This window comes from Caproiciproducens galactitolivorans, from assembly GCF_004768785.1.
In the GTDB taxonomy this organism is placed as follows: Bacteria; Bacillota; Clostridia; order Oscillospirales; family Acutalibacteraceae; genus Caproiciproducens; species Caproiciproducens galactitolivorans.
Window position 1 is genome coordinate 159,029 of record NZ_SRMQ01000004.1, and the last position, 21,253, is coordinate 180,281.

Annotated in this window: 22 protein-coding genes, 1 tRNA gene, 1 pseudogene and 1 riboswitch; of the genes and pseudogenes, 22 read left to right on the top strand and 2 right to left on the bottom strand. The window is 46.5% G+C overall.

The window, feature by feature from the left end; genetic code table 11:
* Window positions 1–112 precede the first annotated feature (112 nt).
* The 20 genes and pseudogenes from CAGA_RS06515 (at window position 113) to CAGA_RS06600 (ending at window position 18,223) form a co-directional block, all read left to right on the top strand.
* Window positions 113–1,531 carry a DUF3991 and toprim domain-containing protein gene (locus CAGA_RS06515; protein ID WP_013623281.1) on the top strand — a complete coding sequence of 473 codons (1,419 nt, stop codon included), beginning with the start codon at window positions 113–115 and terminating at the stop codon, window positions 1,529–1,531.
* A gap of 66 nt (window positions 1,532–1,597) precedes the next feature.
* Window positions 1,598–3,421 (top strand): VirD4-like conjugal transfer protein, CD1115 family, encoded by a 1,824-nt coding sequence (locus CAGA_RS06520; protein WP_013623280.1) that lies wholly within the window; start codon window positions 1,598–1,600, stop codon window positions 3,419–3,421.
* Window positions 3,422–3,432: 11 nt separating this feature from the next.
* On the top strand, window positions 3,433–3,699 hold the full coding sequence (locus CAGA_RS06525) for a helix-turn-helix domain-containing protein (protein WP_013623279.1): 267 nt from the start codon (window positions 3,433–3,435) through the stop codon (window positions 3,697–3,699).
* Between the two features lie 189 nt (window positions 3,700–3,888).
* The gene (locus CAGA_RS12650; protein WP_167875177.1) at window positions 3,889–4,029 is read left to right on the top strand and encodes a hypothetical protein; all 141 of its coding nucleotides are present in this window, start codon (window positions 3,889–3,891) and stop codon (window positions 4,027–4,029) included.
* 160 nt (window positions 4,030–4,189) lie between these two features.
* Window positions 4,190–4,525, top strand: coding sequence for an ArsR/SmtB family transcription factor (locus tag CAGA_RS06530; RefSeq protein WP_013623278.1), 336 nt, complete (start codon window positions 4,190–4,192; stop codon window positions 4,523–4,525).
* Complete coding sequence (locus CAGA_RS06535) at window positions 4,518–5,063, top strand: DUF2703 domain-containing protein (RefSeq protein WP_013623277.1); 546 nt, start codon at window positions 4,518–4,520, stop codon at window positions 5,061–5,063. The genes CAGA_RS06530 and CAGA_RS06535 overlap by 8 nt, the downstream gene beginning before the upstream one ends.
* Window positions 5,060–6,112: an ACR3 family arsenite efflux transporter gene (gene arsB / locus CAGA_RS06540; protein ID WP_013623276.1), complete on the top strand. Its 1,053-nt coding sequence runs from the start codon at window positions 5,060–5,062 to the stop codon at window positions 6,110–6,112. Before CAGA_RS06535 ends, arsB begins: the two co-directional genes overlap by 4 nt.
* Window positions 6,113–6,217: pseudogene (locus tag CAGA_RS12995) on the top strand ((2Fe-2S)-binding protein); the annotation flags it as partial.
* Window positions 6,218–6,316: 99 nt separating this feature from the next.
* Entirely contained in the window at window positions 6,317–6,688 is a 372-nt protein-coding gene (gene arsD / locus CAGA_RS12825) for an arsenite efflux transporter metallochaperone ArsD (protein WP_027096099.1), read from the top strand.
* Entirely contained in the window at window positions 6,689–8,425 is a 1,737-nt protein-coding gene (gene arsA, locus CAGA_RS06550) for an arsenical pump-driving ATPase (protein WP_013623275.1), read from the top strand.
* Between the two features lie 10 nt (window positions 8,426–8,435).
* On the top strand, window positions 8,436–8,831 hold the full coding sequence (locus tag CAGA_RS06555) for an arsenate reductase ArsC (RefSeq protein ID WP_013623274.1): 396 nt from the start codon (window positions 8,436–8,438) through the stop codon (window positions 8,829–8,831).
* 388 nt (window positions 8,832–9,219) lie between these two features.
* A complete protein-coding gene (locus CAGA_RS06560; RefSeq protein ID WP_013623273.1) occupies window positions 9,220–9,576 on the top strand; it encodes an ArsR/SmtB family transcription factor in 357 nt (118 codons plus the stop codon).
* Window positions 9,577–9,601: 25 nt separating this feature from the next.
* Window positions 9,602–9,823 carry a cation transporter gene (locus tag CAGA_RS06565; RefSeq protein WP_013623272.1) on the top strand — a complete coding sequence of 74 codons (222 nt, stop codon included), beginning with the start codon at window positions 9,602–9,604 and terminating at the stop codon, window positions 9,821–9,823.
* Window positions 9,824–9,984: 161 nt separating this feature from the next.
* A complete protein-coding gene (locus CAGA_RS06570; protein ID WP_013623271.1) occupies window positions 9,985–11,826 on the top strand; it encodes a heavy metal translocating P-type ATPase in 1,842 nt (613 codons plus the stop codon).
* Between the two features lie 393 nt (window positions 11,827–12,219).
* On the top strand, window positions 12,220–12,792 hold the full coding sequence (locus CAGA_RS06575) for a signal peptidase II (RefSeq protein ID WP_013623270.1): 573 nt from the start codon (window positions 12,220–12,222) through the stop codon (window positions 12,790–12,792).
* A gap of 31 nt (window positions 12,793–12,823) precedes the next feature.
* Window positions 12,824–14,365 carry a cardiolipin synthase gene (gene cls, locus CAGA_RS06580; RefSeq protein WP_013623269.1) on the top strand — a complete coding sequence of 514 codons (1,542 nt, stop codon included), beginning with the start codon at window positions 12,824–12,826 and terminating at the stop codon, window positions 14,363–14,365.
* Between the two features lie 339 nt (window positions 14,366–14,704).
* Window positions 14,705–14,794, top strand: a riboswitch (cyclic di-GMP riboswitch).
* Window positions 14,795–15,205: 411 nt separating this feature from the next.
* On the top strand, window positions 15,206–15,625 hold the full coding sequence (locus CAGA_RS06585) for a sigma-70 RNA polymerase sigma factor region 4 domain-containing protein (RefSeq protein ID WP_013623268.1): 420 nt from the start codon (window positions 15,206–15,208) through the stop codon (window positions 15,623–15,625).
* Window positions 15,626–16,261: 636 nt separating this feature from the next.
* A complete protein-coding gene (locus tag CAGA_RS06590; RefSeq protein ID WP_013623267.1) occupies window positions 16,262–16,630 on the top strand; it encodes a type II toxin-antitoxin system PemK/MazF family toxin in 369 nt (122 codons plus the stop codon).
* Window positions 16,631–16,644: 14 nt separating this feature from the next.
* Window positions 16,645–16,863: a helix-turn-helix domain-containing protein gene (locus CAGA_RS06595; RefSeq protein WP_013623266.1), complete on the top strand. Its 219-nt coding sequence runs from the start codon at window positions 16,645–16,647 to the stop codon at window positions 16,861–16,863.
* Between the two features lie 148 nt (window positions 16,864–17,011).
* Complete coding sequence (locus tag CAGA_RS06600) at window positions 17,012–18,223, top strand: tyrosine-type recombinase/integrase (RefSeq protein ID WP_013623265.1); 1,212 nt, start codon at window positions 17,012–17,014, stop codon at window positions 18,221–18,223.
* Between the two features lie 196 nt (window positions 18,224–18,419).
* Here CAGA_RS06600 and CAGA_RS06605 read toward each other — a convergent pair.
* Window positions 18,420–18,508: transfer RNA gene (locus tag CAGA_RS06605), tRNA-Ser, on the bottom strand.
* A 564-nt stretch (window positions 18,509–19,072) separates the two neighbouring features.
* Between CAGA_RS06605 and CAGA_RS06610 the strand changes: the two genes are divergently transcribed.
* Together CAGA_RS06610 and CAGA_RS12830 are read left to right on the top strand one after the other, a co-directional pair.
* Window positions 19,073–19,519 carry a cell wall hydrolase gene (locus CAGA_RS06610; protein WP_135659054.1) on the top strand — a complete coding sequence of 149 codons (447 nt, stop codon included), beginning with the start codon at window positions 19,073–19,075 and terminating at the stop codon, window positions 19,517–19,519.
* Between the two features lie 15 nt (window positions 19,520–19,534).
* Window positions 19,535–20,236 (top strand): hypothetical protein, encoded by a 702-nt coding sequence (locus CAGA_RS12830; protein ID WP_243112962.1) that lies wholly within the window; start codon window positions 19,535–19,537, stop codon window positions 20,234–20,236.
* A gap of 69 nt (window positions 20,237–20,305) precedes the next feature.
* Here the strand turns inward: CAGA_RS12830 and CAGA_RS06620 are convergent, their stop codons facing one another.
* The gene (locus CAGA_RS06620) at window positions 20,306–21,127 is read right to left on the bottom strand and encodes a hypothetical protein (RefSeq protein ID WP_135659056.1); all 822 of its coding nucleotides are present in this window, start codon (window positions 21,125–21,127) and stop codon (window positions 20,306–20,308) included.
* Window positions 21,128–21,253 lie beyond the last annotated feature (126 nt).

A 21,253-nucleotide genomic window follows, 5' to 3' on the forward strand; every position in this document is an offset into this window, starting at 1 on the left:
AAAATTGAGCAGCCGCCGATCAAAGAGAAATCGCTCCAGACCTATTGCCGTCCTGTAAAAAGGGCGGCTTTTTTTCATAGAATCGGCACTCGCCATAAATAGGAGGGGGATCATGGGTGTATATGTGCATTTTACAGATGACCAGAAATACCGTGCCAACAATGTAGACCTCGTGGATTTTCTCCATCGGCGCGGTGAGAAGCTAATCCCCAGCGGCCGGGATAAGCGGTTGGCGTCCGACCACAGCATTACCGTCCGGGGAAACGAGTGGTACGATCACTCTGCAGAGAGCGGCGGGTATGCCATTGACTTCGTGCGACAGTTCTATGGCCTCACCTTTCCTGAGGCTGTAACCATGCTGCTGGGCGGTGAGCAGGGCGAAGTCTATCGACCCGCCTCACAAAAGAAACAGGAGGCGAAACAGCCCTTTGCCCTTCCGAATCCCCACAGCGATATGCGCCGCGTCTATGCGTACTTGGTGAAAACCCGGCTCATCGACCGTGAAGTGGTCAGTTACTTTGCCAAGGCGAAGCTCCTGTATGAGAGCTGTGAAAAATCTAAGGACAGCATGAAGGAATACCACAATGCGGTCTTTGTGGGATACGATGAAAACGGAGTTCCCCGCCATGCCCATAAACGAGGGCTCTATACCGAGGGAACCGGCTTCAAAGGAAATGTGGATAGCTGCGATCCGGCATACAGCTTCCACCACATCGGCACAAGTAACCACCTCTATGTGTTTGAGGCTCCCATCGACTTGCTGTCTTACATCACCCTGCATCCCAACGACTGGCGGAACCACAGCTATGTGGCGCTCTGCGGTGTTTCCGAATACGCCATGCTGAAGATGCTGGAGCTGCATCCGAACCTAAACCATGTGGTTCTGTGTCTGGATCATGACGAGGCGGGGATCGAAGCCTCGGAGAAATATCACGATCTGCTCATAGAAAAGTGTGTTTCATGTGATAGGGATTTGTCCATACACAAGGACTGGAACGAGGATATCAAGGCAAATCACGGATTACCGGCAATCCCTGCTGAGGAACATCCCCAGCATTTAATCCGGGATGAAATATGCCGGGAGCTTACCGAAACGTCAATGACTGTGAAATCCAACTGTTCCGCCAACACCCTGTCAGCCCTGCTCGTAAAAGCCCGATCCCATCTGCATTGGGGACAATTTTCAGGGGTGGATGAATGTCTGAGGGAAATGTGTCGCCTCTCCATGGCTGCTGCTGCGAGGGAGTATCGGCAGATGGATCACAGCCGGAATCTCTCCACGGTGCAAAGCCGCCTGCATAGTGGTTTCAGGACTTATGAAAACCGCGGACATCTGAAAACCCGGCTGGATTTACTGGAATCCGATATCATGGCTCTGCAGGGCTTTGAGCGTGTGGTGACCGCCGGTGAAAAGGAAAAGCTGGCAGAGTGCTATGAACGCATTGCCTCCCACGGCCTCAAAGGAGCGATCCTGCTGGAGAAATACCGGCAAAAGATGGAGCAGACCCAGGAAATGAAACTGTCTATGTAATCCCGGCAATAACTCCATCCCCGCTTCTGACATTCTAAATGAATTCAGAAGAAGGAGGATACTATTATGCCGTCTCAGGTCTATATTTTAATTGCAGCGGCCGCCGTGATGTTTTGTGTCATCGGCGGTCTTTCCCTTTTGGCTCACTATTATACCCTAAACGGAATCAAGTCCCGCACGGTAGGTGATGGCCAGCATGGTACGGCACGGTTCGCATCAAAACAGGAAATCAAAAATACCTATAAGCACATCCCCTTTCAGCCGGAGCTGTGGAGGCAAGGACAATGCCTCCCTACTGCCGCCGAGCAGGGAATCATTCTCGGAAGCGTAGGTGCAAAAAATAAAGTTACGGCAATGGTGGATACTGACGATGTCCACTGTCTCATGATCGGTGCCTCTGGCGTGGGGAAAACTGCATACTTTTTATACCCCAACCTGGAATATGCCTGTGCCTCCGGCATGAGCTTCCTGACCACCGACACCAAGGGCGACCTGTATAGAAACTATGGAACTATCGCCCGCAACCACTACGGCTACCATGTGGCGGTCATCGACCTAAGAAACCCCACCCGCTCGGACGGCAACAATATGCTCCATCTGGTGAACACCTACATGGATCAGTACCTTGCCGATGAAAACAACATTGTGGCAAAGGCAAAAGCAGAAAAATACGCCAAGATTATCTCCAAAACCATCATCAACGCCAGCAACGAGAATTACGGACAGAATCAGTTTTTTTATGATGCCGCAGAAGGACTCCTGTCCTCAGTGATTCTGCTGATTGCCGAGTATTTGCCCCCCACTGAGGTAGATGGGAAAAAGGTGGACTGCCGCCATATCATCAGCGTGTTCAAATTGGTTCAGGACTTACTCGTGCCCAGCAAGGTAAAGGGGAAAAGTCAGTTTCAGCTATTAATGGATAAATTGCCATCCGACCACAAGGCCCGCTGGTTTGCAGGAGCAGCCCTAAATTCCGCGGAGCAGGCTATGGCGTCGGTACTTTCCACTGTGCTATCCCGTTTGAATGCCTTTCTCGACTCCGAAATGGAACAGATTCTGTGTTTTGAAACATCCATTGATGCGGAGAAATTCTGTAACGAAAAATCCGCTCTGTTCATCGTATTACCAGAAGAAGATTTGACCAAATACTTTATGGTCAGCCTTATGATCCAACAGCTCTACAGGGAAATCCTTGCGGTTGCGGATGAAAACGGAGGCAAGCTGAAAAACCGAGTAATGTTTTACTGCGATGAGCTCGGAACGCTTCCAGCCATCGAATCGCTCGAATTAATTTTCAGCGCCTCACGCTCTCGCCGGCTTTCTATGGTACCAATCATACAGTCCTTCGGCCAGCTCGAAAAGAATTACGGCAAAGAGGGTTCAGAAATAATCGTGGACAATTGCCAGGACACCATCTTTGGCGGCTTTGCCCCCAACAGCCAGACCGCCGAAGTGCTGAGTAAAGCATTGGGCAGCCGCACGATCATGAGCGGCAGCGTGAGTCGTGGTAAGAATGACCCCAGCCAATCCTTGCAGATGATGGAGCGCCCTCTCATGACACCGGACGAATTGAAATCCATTCCAAAGGGCAGCTTTGTCGTGATGAAAACCGGCACCCATCCCATGAGGACAAAGCTGCGGCTGTTCCTTGAATGGGGCATCCGTTTCGGAGAGGCTTACACCATGGAGGAAAAAGCTCATCGAAAAGTGGTCTATGCCGATAAGCAGATGCTGGAGGAAAATATCGTCCGCAAGCACACGGCCTGCCTTATGGTGGACGAAGAAACCGGGGAGATATTGGAGCCGCCGTCCAGAACAGGAACCCTTCATACCCCGGTAGCAGAACCATCTGAAAACACCATGCGCCGCCGTAATGTACTCAAAACGTAAAGGAGGTTCCCATGAGCTACTTCAACCACATTTATACCGCTTCGCCCGATGAGATTCCCCATCGGGCGAGGGCTGTTTATATATATATTTGTGACCGGGCAGGAAAAGGAAAGGACTGCTGGCCTGCGGTAAAGACCATTGCTTCCGATCTGCAGCTTTCCCGCAGCACCGTCAAGCGTGCCTTACATGATCTGGTGAGGGCGGGACTCATTGAAAAGGAGCCTCGCTTCCGGGAGAATGGGAGCAATACCAGCAACAGACTTATTTTAAGAAAATAGCAGGATGCGGCAAAGCGAAAAGACAGAGTTCCCGCCAAGGGGGTACTCCGTTTTTTTGCTGGACCGAGGTGCGGTTCGTGGTGAACCCACCGGAATCTCTCACTCTAAGAAGATATTATCACAGAAAAAGAACAAGGTGTATCTTACTATGTTTTTATGTAACATTTTGGAGATCTTCTGGAACATCCCGTGATACCTGACAGCGTGGAGCAGCTCGGAAAGCAGTTTAAACATTTGATACCGGAACAGATTGAAATGATTAGCGAAATGGTGGAGGTAAATGATCAAAAAGCACACCACCTCAAAAGAAAAATGGCAGTAAACGAATAAGAGTCTCTCTCAGAGGCTCTTTTGCTATTGATAAAGTGATTGAAAGCTATCCTTGATGTGCGAAAAAACTTTCTATAAAAAATCATGACTTCACATTGACGAATTTCGATTTGAAACATATAATATAACATATCAAAGTATTTAGATTTGAGGTGTTGGTATGAACTATTACTTAGAGAACACAAAAGTGTTCAAAGCATTGGGCGATCCCAAAAGAGCCATGATTGTGGATATGCTCTCCTGTGGAGAACTTTGTGCCTGCGAGATTTTAGAGAAGTTTGAAATGTCCCAATCCACGCTGTCCCATCACATGAAACTCCTCTGCGAATGCGGACTTGTCAAGGCACGGGCAGAAGGCAAATGGACGTATTATTCTTTGGATGATGATGCCATCGGCAAAACAAAGCAGTTTTTCTGGGCGATCACATCCGATAAAGAAAATTGTATTTGCAGAGATAAAACAAATTGTTGTAAGGGGTGTAACGAAAATGAGTAAATGTTGTTGTTCTTCTGAAAATTGCTGCCAGCCAGAGCCGAAAAAGTCAATAAACATTGATTTTCTTTATCTGGACACGACCGTTTGCGGCAGGTGCCAGGATACGGAAAAAGCTCTGGACGACGCAGTTTCCGGCGTAGCCGTGGTGCTGAATGCGTCAGGATATGAAGTCAAGGTAAATGAAGTGAACATCACAACGAGAGAGTTGGCGATACAGTATCATTTGGTCAGCTCACCGACCATCCGTGTGAACGGAAACGATATTGCCGTGGAATCGCGGGAATCAGTCTGCGAGGACTGTGGAGAACATTGCGGTGATACCGTAGATTGCCGTGTATGGGTATATAACGGAGTCGAATATACATCCCCTCCGAAGGAATTGATCGTGGATGCCATTCTACGGGAAGTGTATAACCCCAATCAGGGCGAGCCGGAGCGTGAAGCCTATTGGCTTCCAGAAAATCTGGAAACATACTTTATAGCCAAGACACACAAGGATGAAACGGAACGTCAGGGAAAGGGCGGTGATGTGATATGAGCCAAGAAAAAAATAAAGGTATTGGCTTTTTTGAAAAATATCTAACCGTGTGGGTGCTGCTGTGCATGGCGGCTGGAATCCTTGTCGGAAAATTCCTGCCCGGCATTCCAGATGTCTTGGAAGGATTTCAATACGCCGGGCAGAACCTCCCGATTGCCGTACTCATTTGGATTATGATTTTCCCCATGATGATGAAGATTGATTTCCAGTCTATCAAGAATGTGAGGAAAAATCCTTCAGGCATCCTTATTTCCAGCGGTAGCAGCTGGCTCATCAAGCCCTTCCTCATGTTCGGGTTAGCAACCCTGTTTTTCAAAGTTATCTTTCAAGCCTTCATCCCAGCGGATTTGGCACAGGACTTCGTAACAGGCGCAGTATTGCTGGGCGTAGCACCCTGCACGGCGATGGTGTTTGTATGGAGTCATCTGACCAAAGGCGATCCGGCGCATACGCTTGTACAGGTTTCGGTCAATGACCTCTTGATTCTCGTATTGTTTGTGCCATTGGTACAAATCTTGTTGGGAGTAAACGGCGTTACGATTCCTTGGGATACGCTCTTCTTTTCCATCGTATTATTCGTTGTCGTTCCGCTGGCTGGCGGCGCACTTACGCGCTTTCTGATGATACAGAAAAAAGGCATAGAGTATTTCAACGAAAGATTTCTCCCCAAGTTTGACGGCATCACGACCTTGGGGTTGCTGCTCACCTTGATTATCATTTTTTCCTTCCAAGGTGACATTATTTTGGAACAGCCTCTGTTCGTTTTGCTGATCGCAGTACCGCTGGTTCTGCAAAACGTAATCTCCGCCAACTTTACCTACTTGATATGCAAGTGGACAAAGCAACCACACAATATTGCGGCTCCGGCTTCTCTGATTGCAGCCTCGGACTTCTTCGAACTTTCTGTAGCGGTAGCAATTGCCCTTTTCGGTCCAAATTCGCCGGTTGTGCTTGCTTGTACGGTGGGCGTATTGACCGAAGTCCCCGTTATGCTTTTGCTAGTACGCTTTATTAATAAGACCCACCACTGGTTTCTAAAGGAGGTTTAAATGGTGTATATATGCTATTGCAACAAAGTCAAAGAAGCAGATATCATGAAAGCAATTACAGAAAAAGGTGCAAAAAATGTAGATGATGTTATTAAGATTACCGGAGCCATGCAAAACAGTAATTGCGCTGTAAATAATCCGAAGGGAATTTGCTGTTACTCAGATATTGTGAAAACTTTTAATAAATATAGGGAGAAAATTATTATGAAAAAAATGAAAATCTTTGAACCCGCCATGTGTTGCCCGACCGGGCTTTGCGGCTTGGGTGTTGACCCTGAACTGCTGCGTATGTCCACGGTACTGGAAACACTGAAAAAACATGGCGTTATTGTTGAACGTTTTAACTTGGGCAGCGCACCGGCAGAGTTTATCACCGACCAGACCATCAATGCCTATATTAATGAGAAAGGCACAGAGGGACTGCCCGCTGTGATGCTCGATGGCAAAATTGTCATCACAGGTCGGTATCCCACCAATGAAGAATTCACAAAGCTGCTCGACCTTCCTGAAAATGTGCTGGGCAAGCAGAAAAAATCCGAGTCCGGCGGAGGCTGTTGCAAGGGAGGTTGCTGTTAAATGAATCAATTCGATCCCGGCAGTATCAAACTGACAAAGTATCTTTTTTATACCGGCAAGGGCGGCGTTGGTAAAACCAGCGTTGCCTGTGCCACCGCCGTCTCCCTTGCGGACAGTGGGAAAAAGGTGCTGCTTATCAGCACCGACCCTGCTTCCAATTTACAGGATGTCTTTTCGATGGAACTGACAAACAAAGGAGTGCCCATCTCCGATGTGCCGAATTTAGTGGTAGCGAACCTTGACCCCATACAAGCGGCGGCTGAGTACCGGGAAAGCGTGATCGCGCCTTATCGCGGCAAGCTGCCCGCATCTGTCATCACGAATATGGAGGAGCAGCTTTCTGGCTCCTGCACCATAGAAATTGCGGCATTCAATGAGTTTTCCAATTTCATTACGGACGGTAAGGTTCAGCAGGAATACGACCATATTATTTTTGATACCGCCCCTACTGGACACACCCTGCGGATGCTTCAGCTTCCGTCCGCTTGGAGTAATTTCATCAGTGAAAGCACCCACGGTGCATCTTGCCTCGGTCAACTCTCCGGCTTGGAGAGCAAGAAAGCCATTTACAAGCAAGCCGTGGAAACACTGGCCGACGGAAGCCTGACCACGCTACTCCTTGTCACCCGCTCGGAAACCGCGCCGTTCAAGGAAGCGGAACGTGCTTCCGGCGAATTGTCCGCGCTGGGCGTCGACAATCAAATGCTGGTTGTCAACGGAATATTGATGGAACATAACGATGATCTATCTTCCAGTCTGTACGAAAAACAGCAGTCTGCACTTGCCGCGATGCCGGAAAGTCTGAGGGCGCTTCCAATCCATAGCGTTCCTCTGCGAGCTTACAATGTCACAGGGCTGGAAAATATCCGCGCCTTGCTGAACACCGATTATTTTACTGCTCCCGTGCAAACGCTAAATGCCACGCATATTCCTGCGCTGAACGATGTGATAGATGAGTTAGCGATGGAGGGCAAACGTGTTATTTTCACGATGGGCAAAGGTGGTGTGGGTAAGACCACCGTCGCCGCCGCCGTTGCGCTGGGGCTTGCGAAGCGCGGAAAGAAAGTCCACCTCACTACCACCGATCCCGCCGCGCACCTGAAGTTTGTGCTGGATGAAACTGGCGGCGTGTCCATGAGCCATATCGACGAAGCCGAGGAATTGAAAAAGTATCAGTCCGAGGTGCTTTTCAAAGCCCGCGCGTCCGGCATGGGCGATGAGGATATTGCTTATGTCGAGGAAGATCTACGTTCGCCCTGCACACAGGAGATCGCCGTATTCCGCGCCTTCGCCGAGATCGTCGAAAAAGCTGACGATCAGGTGGTGGTAATTGACACCGCCCCCACAGGGCATACCCTGCTTTTGTTGGAATCCACACAAAGCTATAACCATGAAATTCAGCGTACCAAGGGCGAAATCCCCGAATCGGTGGCGCAGCTGTTGCCGAGGCTGAAATCCGAGGAAACCGAGGTACTGATTGTGACCCTGCCGGAAGCGACCCCTGTTTATGAGGCGCACCGCTTGGAGGACGATCTGAAACGGGCGGGCATCGCCGCCAAATGGTGGGTGGTCAATCAATCCCTTTATGGCACGAACACCACCAATCCTATGCTGGTGTCAAAGGCGGCTGGCGAAGTGGAATGGCTCAACCTCATCGACGAACACGCCGGTGGCAAATTTGCCCTGATCGCGTGGAGCGCAGAGGAAATCAAGGGCGACAGTCTGCTGGCGCTGTAAGGAGGTAAAAATGATAAAAGTTGCATTTATTTGTGTTCATAATTCTTGTCGCAGCCAGATTGCAGAGGCGCTGGGACGGCATCTTGCCGGCGACGCTTTTGAAAGCTATTCGGCGGGAACGGAAACGAAGCTGCAAATCAATCAGGATGCCGTGCGGCTGATGAAACAACTTTATGGCATTGACATGGAAGCGACACAGCGCAGCAAACTCTTGTCCGAAATCCCGCCTGTTGATATTGTCGTTACAATGGGCTGCAATGTCGAGTGTCCGTATCTGCCCTGTAAACACCGCGAAGATTGGAGGCTGGATGATCCAACGGGCAAAAGCGACGAGGAATTTATTCAGGTTATAAAACAGATTGAGCAAAAAATGCTTGAGCTAAAAAATTTTGTGGGGGTTCTTTAGTAGTAAAATCATTGGCTGTAAATGCTAAATTCAAAAAAGCCAATTAAAGTCATTGATTTTAATTGGCTTTTTTGTTTAGAGCAAAACAGAATTTCCATTCAAATTCCTTTTGGATGAATATAAAGTTAAGAGATTTACACTCACTCAATCGAAAAGACTTGCATTGGTATCCCGCACTTTTTTTGCTTAATTGATTGTAAACTTCGTGCCACATGACTTCCGTTCCACGCAGCAGATAAACTGCTACGAACCACTACACAGCCTGATCTCGTGTTGGGATGATTTTAAAAAAATATTCTAAAAACCCCTTGACAATTGAGTATATATTCAACTATACTATATACAGTTGAGCGTTTGCTCAATTAAAATTTCGGAAGGAGGACTAATTATGTCTGTCAGAAGCGATGTTTGCGATTGTGATGTTATACACGAAGAAACCGTCACCGCAGTAAAAACAAAAATGCTTTCAGATGATACTTTTAATATTTTGACGGAATTTTTGAAAGCTGTGGGAGATGGTACAAGGATCAGAATTTTATGGGCTCTGGATGTCAGTGAAATGTGTGTCTGTGATTTGGCAGTCTTGCTTGGTATGACAAAATCCGCTATATCACACCAGCTACGCACTTTGAAACAGGCAAATCTTGTCAAATTTAGGAAAGATGGTAAGATTGCTTATTACTCTCTCGCGGATGACCATGTGAAAATCGTTTTGGAACAAAGTTTAAGCCATGTAACTGAATAAAATTTAATTATAGGAGGAAAATAACATGAAAAAGTCATTTAGGTTGGAAGGACTGGACTGCGCCAACTGTGCGGCGAAAATCGAAAAGGACATCAAGGCGCTGGACGGCGTAACCGAAGTAACCGTAAACGCTATGACGACTAAGATGGTTCTTGTGGCAGACGACGACAAAATGGACGAGATTATTAAGACCGCTGAAAAAATCGTCAAGAAGCATGAACCTCATGTTGTCGTAAAAAAGGCGTAAACATTTACCGGCAATAATTCCAGCTTTTGGCGTAACACTTCAAAGCGATACGCCAAAAGCGAAGGAATTTAAAAAATTCAAATTTTTTTGCGACAATAGTTGAGCGTTCACTCAATGTTACTCGTCATTCTCTTATAGCAAAGATAAGAAAGGAGTTCAATATGAACAAGAAGCTTGTAAGAATTATCATAGCAGCGGTTATTTTCGTAATCGGGCTGCTAGTAAAAACCGACATTGTTTGGCTTAGTCCCGCTATCTTCATTGCCGCCTACATTGTAGTGGGCAGCGAAGTCGTAATAAAAGCCATCAAGAATATTATGCAAGGCCAAGTTTTTCAGGAAAGCTTTTTAATGACCGTGGCGACCGGTGGCGCACTTATCATTGGGGAATATCCAGAGGCCATTGCCGTTATGCTGTTTTATCAGGTTGGCGAATATTTTCAAAGTTATGCCGTTGCGAAGTCGCGGAAATCCATTGCAAGCTTAATGGATATACGTCCTGATTACGCAAATGTTAAGAGGGGCGATGAATTGGTAAAAGTCGACCCTGACGAAGTTGCGATTGGCGATATCATCGTTGTCCGTGCTGGTGAAAAAATCCCGCTTGACGGCAAGGTGCTTGACGGCAATTCAATGATTGATACGTCCGCTTTGACCGGCGAATCTGTTCCGCGCGAAGCTGGTGTTGGCTCTGATGTTTTGAGCGGCTGTATCAATGTGAACGGCGTACTGACGATTGAGGTCACAAAAGAATTTGGGGAATCGACGGTCAGCAAAATCCTTGATCTCGTGGAAAACGCCAGTAGTAAAAAGGCGAACACCGAGAATTTCATTACAAAATTTGCACGAGTTTATACTCCGATTGTTATGGCTGCCGCACTGTTGCTTGCAATTATCCCGCCTCTGTTCTTTGGTGGTACTTGGGGCGACTGGATTTACAGGGCTTTAACTTTCTTAGTGGTTTCCTGCCCTTGCGCTCTGGTTGTTTCTATTCCACTCTCCTTCTTTGGCGGTATCGGCGGCGCGTCAAGGCGTGGTGTGCTTGTTAAGGGTAGCAACTATTTAGAAGCTTTGGCGCAGACTGAAATCGTTGTGTTTGATAAGACGGGGACATTGACAAAAGGCGTATTTAAAGTACAAGAGGTAAATGCTATCGGCATTTCCGAAGCAGAACTGCTGGAACTTACCGCACATGTTGAGAGTTATTCCAATCACCCCATTTCACTCTCTTTGAAAACTGCTTATGGGAAAGATATTGACAACGAAAGGATTACGGATGTTGAGGAAATCGCAGGCCACGGCGTCAGCGCAACGGTTGATAGTCGTAAAGTTTTCGCAGGAAATACAAAACTCATGCAAAAAATCGGCGTTAAATTTTCTCAAGACGAAATTATTGGAACAGCCGTACACGTTGCTGTTGATGGCAAATATGCGGGATATATTGTAATTGCTGATGAGGTTAAGGAAGATGCAGCGGAAGCGATTAGATTGCTAAAAAAGGCAAATATCCGTCAAACGGTGATGCTGACGGGCGACGCCAAGAGTGTGGGAGAAAAAGTTGCCAAGGAATTGGGGTTAGATAAGGTTTACACAGAGCTTCTTCCCGGTGACAAGGTAGATAAAGTAGAGGAACTGCTGGCTCAAAAATCAGCTAAAGGCAAGCTGGCCTTTGTAGGCGATGGGATTAATGACGCACCAGTTTTAGCTCGTGCCGACATTGGTATTGCGATGGGTGGCTTGGGTTCCGACGCGGCTATAGAAGCCGCCGATGTTGTAATAATGACCGATGAGCCGTCCAAACTAGCTACAGGTATGAAAATTTCACAGAAAACGCTAAGAATCGCACAACAGAATATATGGCTGGCTTTGTCGATAAAAGCAATTGTGCTTGTACTCAGTGCACTCGGTTTTGCTACCATGTGGGAGGCTGTGTTTGCAGATGTTGGTGTGACGGTTATAGCGGTATTGAACTCTTTCCGTGCTTTAAACACAAAGAAATTATAATCAGGTCAAAAGCCTGTTGTATCGGAAGCGATAAGTAAAATGTTAATTGTCCTGATTGCCTTGTTAGTTGGGATTTTGTGAACTTGCTTTGGTAGCGCAGTTGCTATTATAACAAAAGAAGTTTTCTGAAAATATGGCGAATTGCCTTTTAGTTTTCGCTGGTGGCGTAATGATGAGCCTTGTGTTCTTTGAGCTTATGCCGGAAACTTTAGAGGTATCAAATGTGTGGATGGTGGCCGGCGGCATCCTCATTATTCACTGAGATAAGGGGCAAAGTGAGAATCATTATATGAAGATTATTTTATTCGGTTTATTGGTGAAAGCAGTTGAGCTATTGAGCGCGATTGAATTAAAGCATAAACAGAAAATATGTTGTATGGAAAGGTGTGTGGCATGAAAAAGCAATGGCTTATCACAGGAATCTTGGCAGCAGTTGATCAAACAATAAAACTGCTGATAGCTCATTTTGCGATAGATAAGATGATTATCTGGATACCGAGTGTTTTGCGTTTTGAACCTTTCCAGAACACAAATTTGAATTGGTTTGCAAGTATGGCTAATTTTAAGACTCCTGTAATCGGAATGATCTTTTTACAGATAACGGCTATAGCAGGATTGCTTTTATTCTATCGATTCCAAACATATAAAGTTGGTGCAAAGAGTCGCTTGTTGAGTGGAGCATTCTGTTTTGCATCTGCTGGCATATTATGTTCATTTATTGATGTAGTGTTCTGGGGCGGCAGCCTTGACTTTATTGGTTTATTCAATTGGTTTATTTTTGATACAAAGGACGTATTTCTGAACACGGGATGGATTTTGGCTCTAATTTGGACGTGGCGGCATGAAAAAAAGCTAAAAAAGTCTTATTCAAACGATCTCAATACAGAAGATATAGCTTTTGCTATATGGTTTCGGAGCGGATGCAAACTCCTTCCCAACACAACGTCTGAATATACCAGAATATAAAATATATAAACACAATTGAGAGGTGGTCACAGTGAAGCGAAAAGAAAATAGAAACTTGACGGGCATATTTCGTATCGGTTTGGCCACCCTTGTTGTGATTTTACAACTTTTATTTATCTATTTTATCATCAATATACTCAAAAACTATGCGGTATATTTTTATGCACTCATTCAAATTATAGCGGTAATAAACATCTTTATTATGGTGAGCAAAAGTAAAAACACATCTTACATAATCGTATGGCTTATTATAATATTTATCCTTCCGGTTTTCGGTTATTTCCTATATCTCTTATGGGGTCGTTCCGATGTGTTCGGACGATGTATAAGAAATAATCGAATAAGAGCGGCTATCCAGCACGGTTCCATGTATTTATATAAGGACCCGGAAGTTTACGCCGAACTCGATCAAATCCATCCGTCAAGAAAAAGAATAGCAGGATATTTAGGCAGGAAAGGATTCCCTCTTTATAAAAATACAACGTGTGAGTATTTCTCGCTTGGCGAGTATCAATTTGAAGCAATGATAAAGGATATTGAAAACGCTGAAAGATACGTTTTCTTGGAATATTTTATTTTAGATAGTGGGGAGCTTTGGGACAGGATTTCAGAAGTATTGATTCGCAAAGCCGAACAAGGAGTGGAAATACGGCTGATGTTCGATGACTTTGGGAGTATTGTTACAGCACCAGATAATCTGATTAAGGCTCTTAACAGTCACAATATTCAGGTGTTGCGTTTTAATCCAGTTCATCGGTATATTTCATCCTTTTGCTTCAATTGCCGTAATCACCAGAAAATTACGGTCATAGACGGCTGCGTTGGGTATACAGGGGGAACGAATCTTGCTGATGAATATGCCAACATATACCCAAAGCACGGCCATTGGAAAGACACGGCAATCCGGCTTGAAGGCGACGCGGTTTGGGGTCTGACCTCAATATTTCTTCAGATGTGGGATGCTGAAAGTGGAGGAACTACAGATTACGAAGCTTACCGGTCTGTAGTGAACTACGAGGGTCAAGGCTTCTATCAACCATTTTCAGACGGGCCTTCAAATAATCCCGATAACCCTGCCGAGGTTATGTACCGCACGATGATATATAATGCAAAGAAATATGTTTATATATCTACCCCCTATCTTGTCATTGACAACTCCATGAAGGAAGCGTTGTGTACATCCGCACAGGGAGGTACAGATGTCAGGATTATTACTCCAAAGATATGGGATCATTGGTATGTGCATATGGTAACGCAATCGAATTATGGAGAGCTGCTGGAATCGGGTGTTAGAATCTATGAATATACCCCGGGGTTCATCCATGCAAAGACTATCATAAGCGATGATGATCATGCCATTTGCGGAAGCATTAACATGGATTACCGGAGCTTTTATCTCCACTTTGAAAACGGTGTGTGGATTTGCGGATCGCCTGTACTCCAAGACATAAAAAATGACCTCCAGCAAACATTTGATGTTTGTGAAGAAATAAGTCTTGATGAATGGCGTCGCCGTCCCTGGCACATAAAATGCGTTCAATCGTTCCTTAGATTGTTTGCTGTATTCTTTTGAGATTAATTTGTTATGAAGTCAAAAGAATAGCACTCATGTTGTCCCTATCATCTTGGCAATTTCAACGGATCTATAAGACGTAGTTCATCCCAATTTGCCGGAAATCGAGGGAATGTATCTATCCACGAAAATGACGGATATAAAAGGTAATTACCGTTATTTGACTGAATTGGAGTGCTTAAAAAAGAACAGAGAGCTGTTCTATCAGTATTGCTTTAAGGAACTGAAGCTATGTATATGGCAAAAGCAGAAGGAAGAAATAGAGTGAAGGTGTTATAAAATACCTGTTCAATGCATGAAGTTTAACGATGCATAGAGAAAGTCCAGTAAAAATAAAAATAAAGCCAAGGGCAAACCCATCAAAAGATGGGGACGCAAAGCCATAGGGTCTAAGGTGCTTTACTGCGCTATGATAGCCTGGCTGCCAAAAACCATGCGGAGCCTGCCCTCATTCAAAGGGCAGGCTCTATATCTGTCTGTCGGTTTTTGACGGATAAACAGGATATCGGGATACCGGCTTTCGCCATGCTCCGGCGAGAGGGGTATCCTATGGGGTTTTATACTTATAAGAGGTGGCAATAGAGCAGACAGAGCTCGTACATATTACCCACCACCCAAACAATCTCATATTGTAATTTTGAAAAAGTCAGCATTTCGCCATGGGCGCAGTGCTGACTTTTTTCTTTCGACAAAAAAATCTATACTCCGACCATATTTACCATATTCAGGGGAAATGTGGCATGTTTCTAATATAAGCAGGTCGTTTCCACGCTGCCGCTCCCCTCCGCTTCTGACATTTTGACTCACCATCAAAATTTCAGAAAACGGAGGACAAGCCATATGGCAGAAAAGAAAGAGTATCAAATCAAAGTTCAGGGGCAGCTCGTCCCTGTCACCGAAGAAGTCTATTTAACATATTACCGCATGAAACGCCGTGAACTACATCTGGAGGAAAAGGACGCAGCACATGGTGTGTTTTATTACAGTGCCTTGGATACGGAGGAAACCAATGGTGAGGATGCGATTTCAGATCTCTCTTCTCCCCGTGTGGAGGATATTGTCACGGACAAGCTGATAGCCGAAAAACTCCACTTGTGCCTTTCCCAGCTTGCCAAAGAGGAACAGGAACTGATTTTTACTCTGTTTTTTAAGAATAAAAGCGAGCATCAACTGGCAGCGGAAACTGGTATCCCGCGCATGACAATCCACGACCGAAAGGTTAAAATTCTGCGTACTTTAAAAAAACTTATGGAAAAGTAAAAATTTTTCCGTCCAACCCCCTCACGAAACCGGATTAGTAGTGAGGGGGTTTTTCTCATTCCCTCCATGGTTCCTTGAAAACTTAATATCCGATGACCTGAACACGTTAGCTGACGGACCCCGAAAGGGTAAAGCGACCTCGGAGGATGCGCCAAGACCACCTGTAGGCAGGCAGCAAGAAAAGTGAAATCACTCATTTTTCTGTTCGCTCGTTTCTTCCTGCTCCTATCAAAGACGGCCAAATAAGGTGCAAAGCGGTACCCATCCGACCGGAAAACAGGCTGTGGCGGCCTGTCTCGCAATGATCCCGTCAGCCTATAATGATACTTTTGCTCCGTCATAGCCCCCCGCGACCGGGGGATCACGCAATGAGAGCAACCGGCAGAGATCCTGGCGGGGGTGAAATTCCCATGATGCGGCGAAGCCAGCCGCAGTTCAGGCCATCGCCTTTGTTGTGCAAGACTCATACGCTTTGCACAGTGCGCTTGGGGAGTAGTGTCGAATTAAGCGCCTTGATTATAAAAAAAGACTTAATGTCAGAAGCGATGGGGATCGCTCTGCTTATACAGCAGGGCGATCCCTATATTTGTGCCATTAAGAAAAAACAGAGAATCTCGAATCAAGGAGGTGTAAAGTTTGAACACGATGAAGCAAGGCATCAGCCGCGGCGATATTTACTACGCCGATTTAAACCCCGTTATGGGCTGTGAACAAGGGGGCATCCGTCCTGTACTTATCCTGCAAAATGACATAGGCAACCACTACAGCCCCACCACCATCGTCTGCGCCATCACCGGCAAGCCGAAAAAGCCCTTACCCACCCATACGGCTATTGCCGGGGCGGGCAGATTGTCCAGAGAGTCCTTTGCACTTCTGGAGCAGATACGCACCATTGACCGGACTCGACTTCGGGGCTGGATCGGCAAACTGGATGAACAGGAGATGGAAGAAATCAACCAGGCACTTTCTATCAGCATCGGACTTAGTCCGGCGCTTTTTTTATGAAGGGGGGAATTTTTATGAGCAACAAAACAATCATGTTTGAAAAATACCCCGATGTAGTCGAGGTAAATCAATTACGAGAAATGCTCGGAGGCATCAGCCGGAAACTGGCTTATAAATTGCTTTCGGAAAAAGAGATACATAGTGTTCGCATTGGACGGACCTATAAGATTCCCAAAGCATGCGTTATTGAATATTTACTGAGTGAAGAAATGTGCCATATCAAGATTGGTTGATATGGTTTTTTGCTTATTATTGGCCCAAGACCGTAGAAAAATCCGTTGGGTTGCTTCCGCGTAAAACAGTAGCTATCCCATGCCTTCTGTGGTATTGTGATGTTGTCAATGGTAGGCAAATACGCTGTTATTTCAAAGGAGGATAACCATGATAACAGGCTGCCTACAAGAAAAAAACAATACTTTTTATGCTGTCCTTTATATCAAAGTAGACGGAAAAAGAAAAACCAAATGGATTCCCACCGGACTGCCGGTAGCGGGAACCAGCGACAGAAAAGCTAAAAAAGCCTTTGACCAAATTCGGTTGGAATACGAACAGGAGCAGGAAGAAAAGGAGCGTCGGGAGGCCGAGGAACGGGCCAGAGAGCTGATCGAGGGCAAACGTAATCCCCATGCGGAGGTGCTGTTTACCGACTACCTTCAAAAATGGCTGATACAAGCAAAGCCCACGATAGCCAAAACAACATTCAAAGGCTATCAAACCATGCTGGATGGGCGAATCAGCCGGTACTTTACTGAACTGGACATCACCTTGGCGGAGGTTACTCCACAGCATATTCAGGACTTTCATCAATCAATTTTTGATGAGGGTCACACACCGAATACGGTCATCCATTATCACGCAGTCCTCCGCAGAGCATTGCAGAATGCGGTGAAAAAGGAGATCATCGGCAGTAACCCCGCTGACAGGGTAGACAGGCCAAAGAAGAATGTATACCATGCTCAGTTTTATTCCGCAGAGGAAATGATGGCGCTGTTTGATGCGATATCAGATGATCCCTTGGAGATTTGTGTGAAGCTGGCAGCTTACTATGGCTTACGCCGAAGTGAAGTCCTGGGATTAAAGTGGGATGCGATCAACCTCGAACAAAAAACCATCTCCATCAAGCACAAGGTGATTGAGGACACGGTAGATGGCAAATCCATAGCGGTCGGGGAAGATGTACTGAAAACCAAGTCCAGCTTCCGCACCCTTCCGTTACTGCCATCGGTGGAAAAGCTACTGCTTGCAGAAAAGGAAAAGCAAGAAATGTATCGAAAGCTGTTCAAGCGCTCTTACTGCCGGGATTACCTCGACTACATCTGCCTCGACCAAACAGGGAAGCTCATGCGCCCTAATTATGTGACGGATCACTTTAGCTGGGTGCTTGAAAAAGCCGACCTCAAAAAAATCCGGTTTCACGATTTAAGACATTCCTGCGCCAGCCTACTGCTTGCAAATGGGATATCAATGAAGCAAATCCAGATATGGCTGGGGCACAGCACATTTTCGACCACAGCGGACATTTACTCTCATCTGGACTTCCACGCACAGATCGAATCTGGCTTGGTTATGGATGGGATGTTTGAAAGAAACTAAGTGGCAGAACCTACTGGACTTGCAGCGGTCAACTGATTTTCTACGGACTGCTTTATGGGAATACGGAAAAGCCTTATAGAGTGAGGACTCAGGCATATCCGTTTTCTACACAAACAAAAAAACGCCCTCAAAAGAGAGCGTAGAAAAGGTAAAAAAATGGAGGGCCTGTTGCGGACATTGACCGCAAACAGGCCCCTGGCGGAGGCGGTGAGATTCGAACTCACGTGCCCGTGAGGACAACCTGATTTCGAGTCAGGCTCGTTATGACCACTTCGATACGCCTCCATATTTATTTTAATACACCAAGCCCCGCGTAGAAGTCAAGGCAAAGTGTAGAAAAACCGTAGAAATCGCTAAAACACTAAATTTTCAAAATCCCGCAAACCCACGGAAACTCAAGGGTTTCCGGCATTATCAAGGCAACTGACCGAGTGGATTTCGAGTCAGGCTCGTTATGACCACTTCGATACGCCTCCATATTCTATTTTAATACACCGAGCCTTTCGAAAAAGTCAAGGCAAAGTGTAGAAAAACCGTAGAAATCGGTAAAAAGCTAAATTTTCAAAATCCCGCAAACCCGCGAAAACTCAAGGGTTTCCCGCATTTTCAAAACAACTGACCGAGTGGATTTCGAGTCAGGCCCGTTATGACCACTTCGATACGCTTCCTTATGAACTTGACCTGCGAAAAACGCTACCTATACATTTTACGGATTTGTCTGCTAAATGTCAAGTGTTTTTCGGTTTTCCAAAATCTATAAAAATATTCCTCGATTTCCGTAGATATTGTGCCATGCGGAGCAAGGGGGACATATTATGCAGTAAAACAAACTTATGAATAGGTGATTATATGCCCTTAACAACCAGAGAACTTTTTGCAAAGCTCCTGAAATGCGAGGCCGAAGGGGAAGGGGACAACGGCATGCGCGCGGTGGCTTCTATTGTTATGAACCGGGCAAATGTGGATTACGGGGAGTTTGCCCGCATCAGCCAGGGCGGAAATGTACGCAATATCATTGAACAGCCCAATCAGTTTACATGCATGAAAGAAACCATAGGCGGTGCTTACAATGCGCAGAACGTGTGGAATATGGACCCGGATGAAATTGAATACGAAATAGCGGATTGGGCCCTTGCCGGCAATACGGCTTCCTCGGTCGGCCCGTGCCTTTTTTACTTTAATCCGTACAGCCCGCAATGTCCCCCGTATTTTCCCAAAAACCGTGCGGGCGTCATTTATAACCGGATCAATCAGCATTGTTTTTACAGCCCAACCGAAGTTTATGCGAACACTTGACAAAAGGAGGATATTATGGACAACAACCGTTCCAATGAAGAATATTCAAAAACGCCCTGCGCCGGATGCCAGGGTGCCGGCATGCCGACAGGGCTTTCCATACAGAGCACGATGCCTACGTTAGAGGATGTTGCAAGCTATAACTATATGAATCCGCTGCAGAAGCAGCAATTCAGCCAGCAACTAAAGGAAATGGGGAGCAGCCATCCTTCGATTCCGGGCACAAGTCGCAACAGCGGGGTACAGCCCCCTTTGCTGGCTGCCGGGATCGGCGGCGCCGCAATGGGCATCACGGCGGAGCCTGCGGCTCCAGGTCAGTTTCCGGGAATGATGACCCAATCGGTTCCTGGTAGCGGAACCGTCCCGACGGGCAGTACACAAACGGGCCAGATGCAAAGAATGCCCGCGTCACCGGCCGCTCAGGCGGCTCTGCTTCCGGCGGCCACCGGCAGCGTAATGAGCCCCGGTTTGAACCAGGCCCCGCCCCAGTCGGTTACGATCAACGCCGATAGCCTGCAATATTTAAATGGTTTTCTGCGCACGCAGATCGGTAGACCCGTTCTCGTGGAATTCCTGATCGGTACAAATACGCTGGTCGACCGGTCGGGCACGCTGCTTGGCGTTGGCGTAAACTATATCCTGTTGCAGGAAGCGGAAACCGACGACCTTCTGGCATGCGACTTTTATAATATAAAATTCATTAAATTTTACTATTAAATTATTGTCTCCCTTGCCGGGCAATGCCAAAGGGCAAGGCCAGACAAGGGAGTAAAAACCGGCGATTGCTTAACCGGCGGCTTGCACAGTTTGCGCGGCGGCGGCGTCGGGGGGCAGCGATACGGCGGGGGCTTTGCCGATATCCGTAATATCCCCGCTGGTTACGCACCGGGATACATTCACTTTTATTCTGCTGCCGTCAATCGACTGGAATATTTTATTGACTGCTTCCGTAGCGTCCAGTTCCAGCCGGACAATCTGCCCGGTGGATTCGTCAAGATAGGCGTAGCCGTAAACCGTGGGCGCGTTTTCAAGAAGGGTTTGCACAATGGTTTTTGAACCCTCGCCCATCCCCGTTGCGGTAACAATGTTTTCTACCGTGCTGCGGAGCACATCGCTCTGGAAAGTAAGTTCGATTTTATGTACTTTGCGGGAATTGATTTTCGTTTCCCGTACGTATTTTTGGCTGGATATACTGTCCGTTAGGCGCAGGATATCGATTTGTTCCAACGGCGTGGTGCCCACGCCTTCAGATGAGGTTTTCTGCCAGCCGCTTCCGGCGTTGGAGTAAAACCACACGCCGTCCTCATCGGTTACGGTATAGGAAACGCTGGTGTTTGCCGTGTTGCCCAGAAGGGTGTTTTGGGTGGATTTCAATGCAAACGGCTTTGCCCAATAAACACAGTTTGCATTTGTTTTGAAAACATTCTGTTTGCCGTTTGCCGTAAAAACCAGTTCACTAATATAGGTGGCGCTGCAGTTCTGGATTGCGTTCGTGTTTGTTTTTGCCTCACGCATCAGAACGTCCGCGTCGGCCTTTTTTTCGCACGCGGACAGGCCCACAACAAGAACCGCCGCGAAGAGAAACAGGATCGCTTTTTGTATTTTCATGGTAACCCTCATTCATTTGCTTCTGTTTATTATAATAGCAAATCTTTATCCGAATCGCAACCCAAATCCTCCTGATAACTTGACATAATACCTGCGATAAGGGTAAAATAACAAAGATAGCGGTCT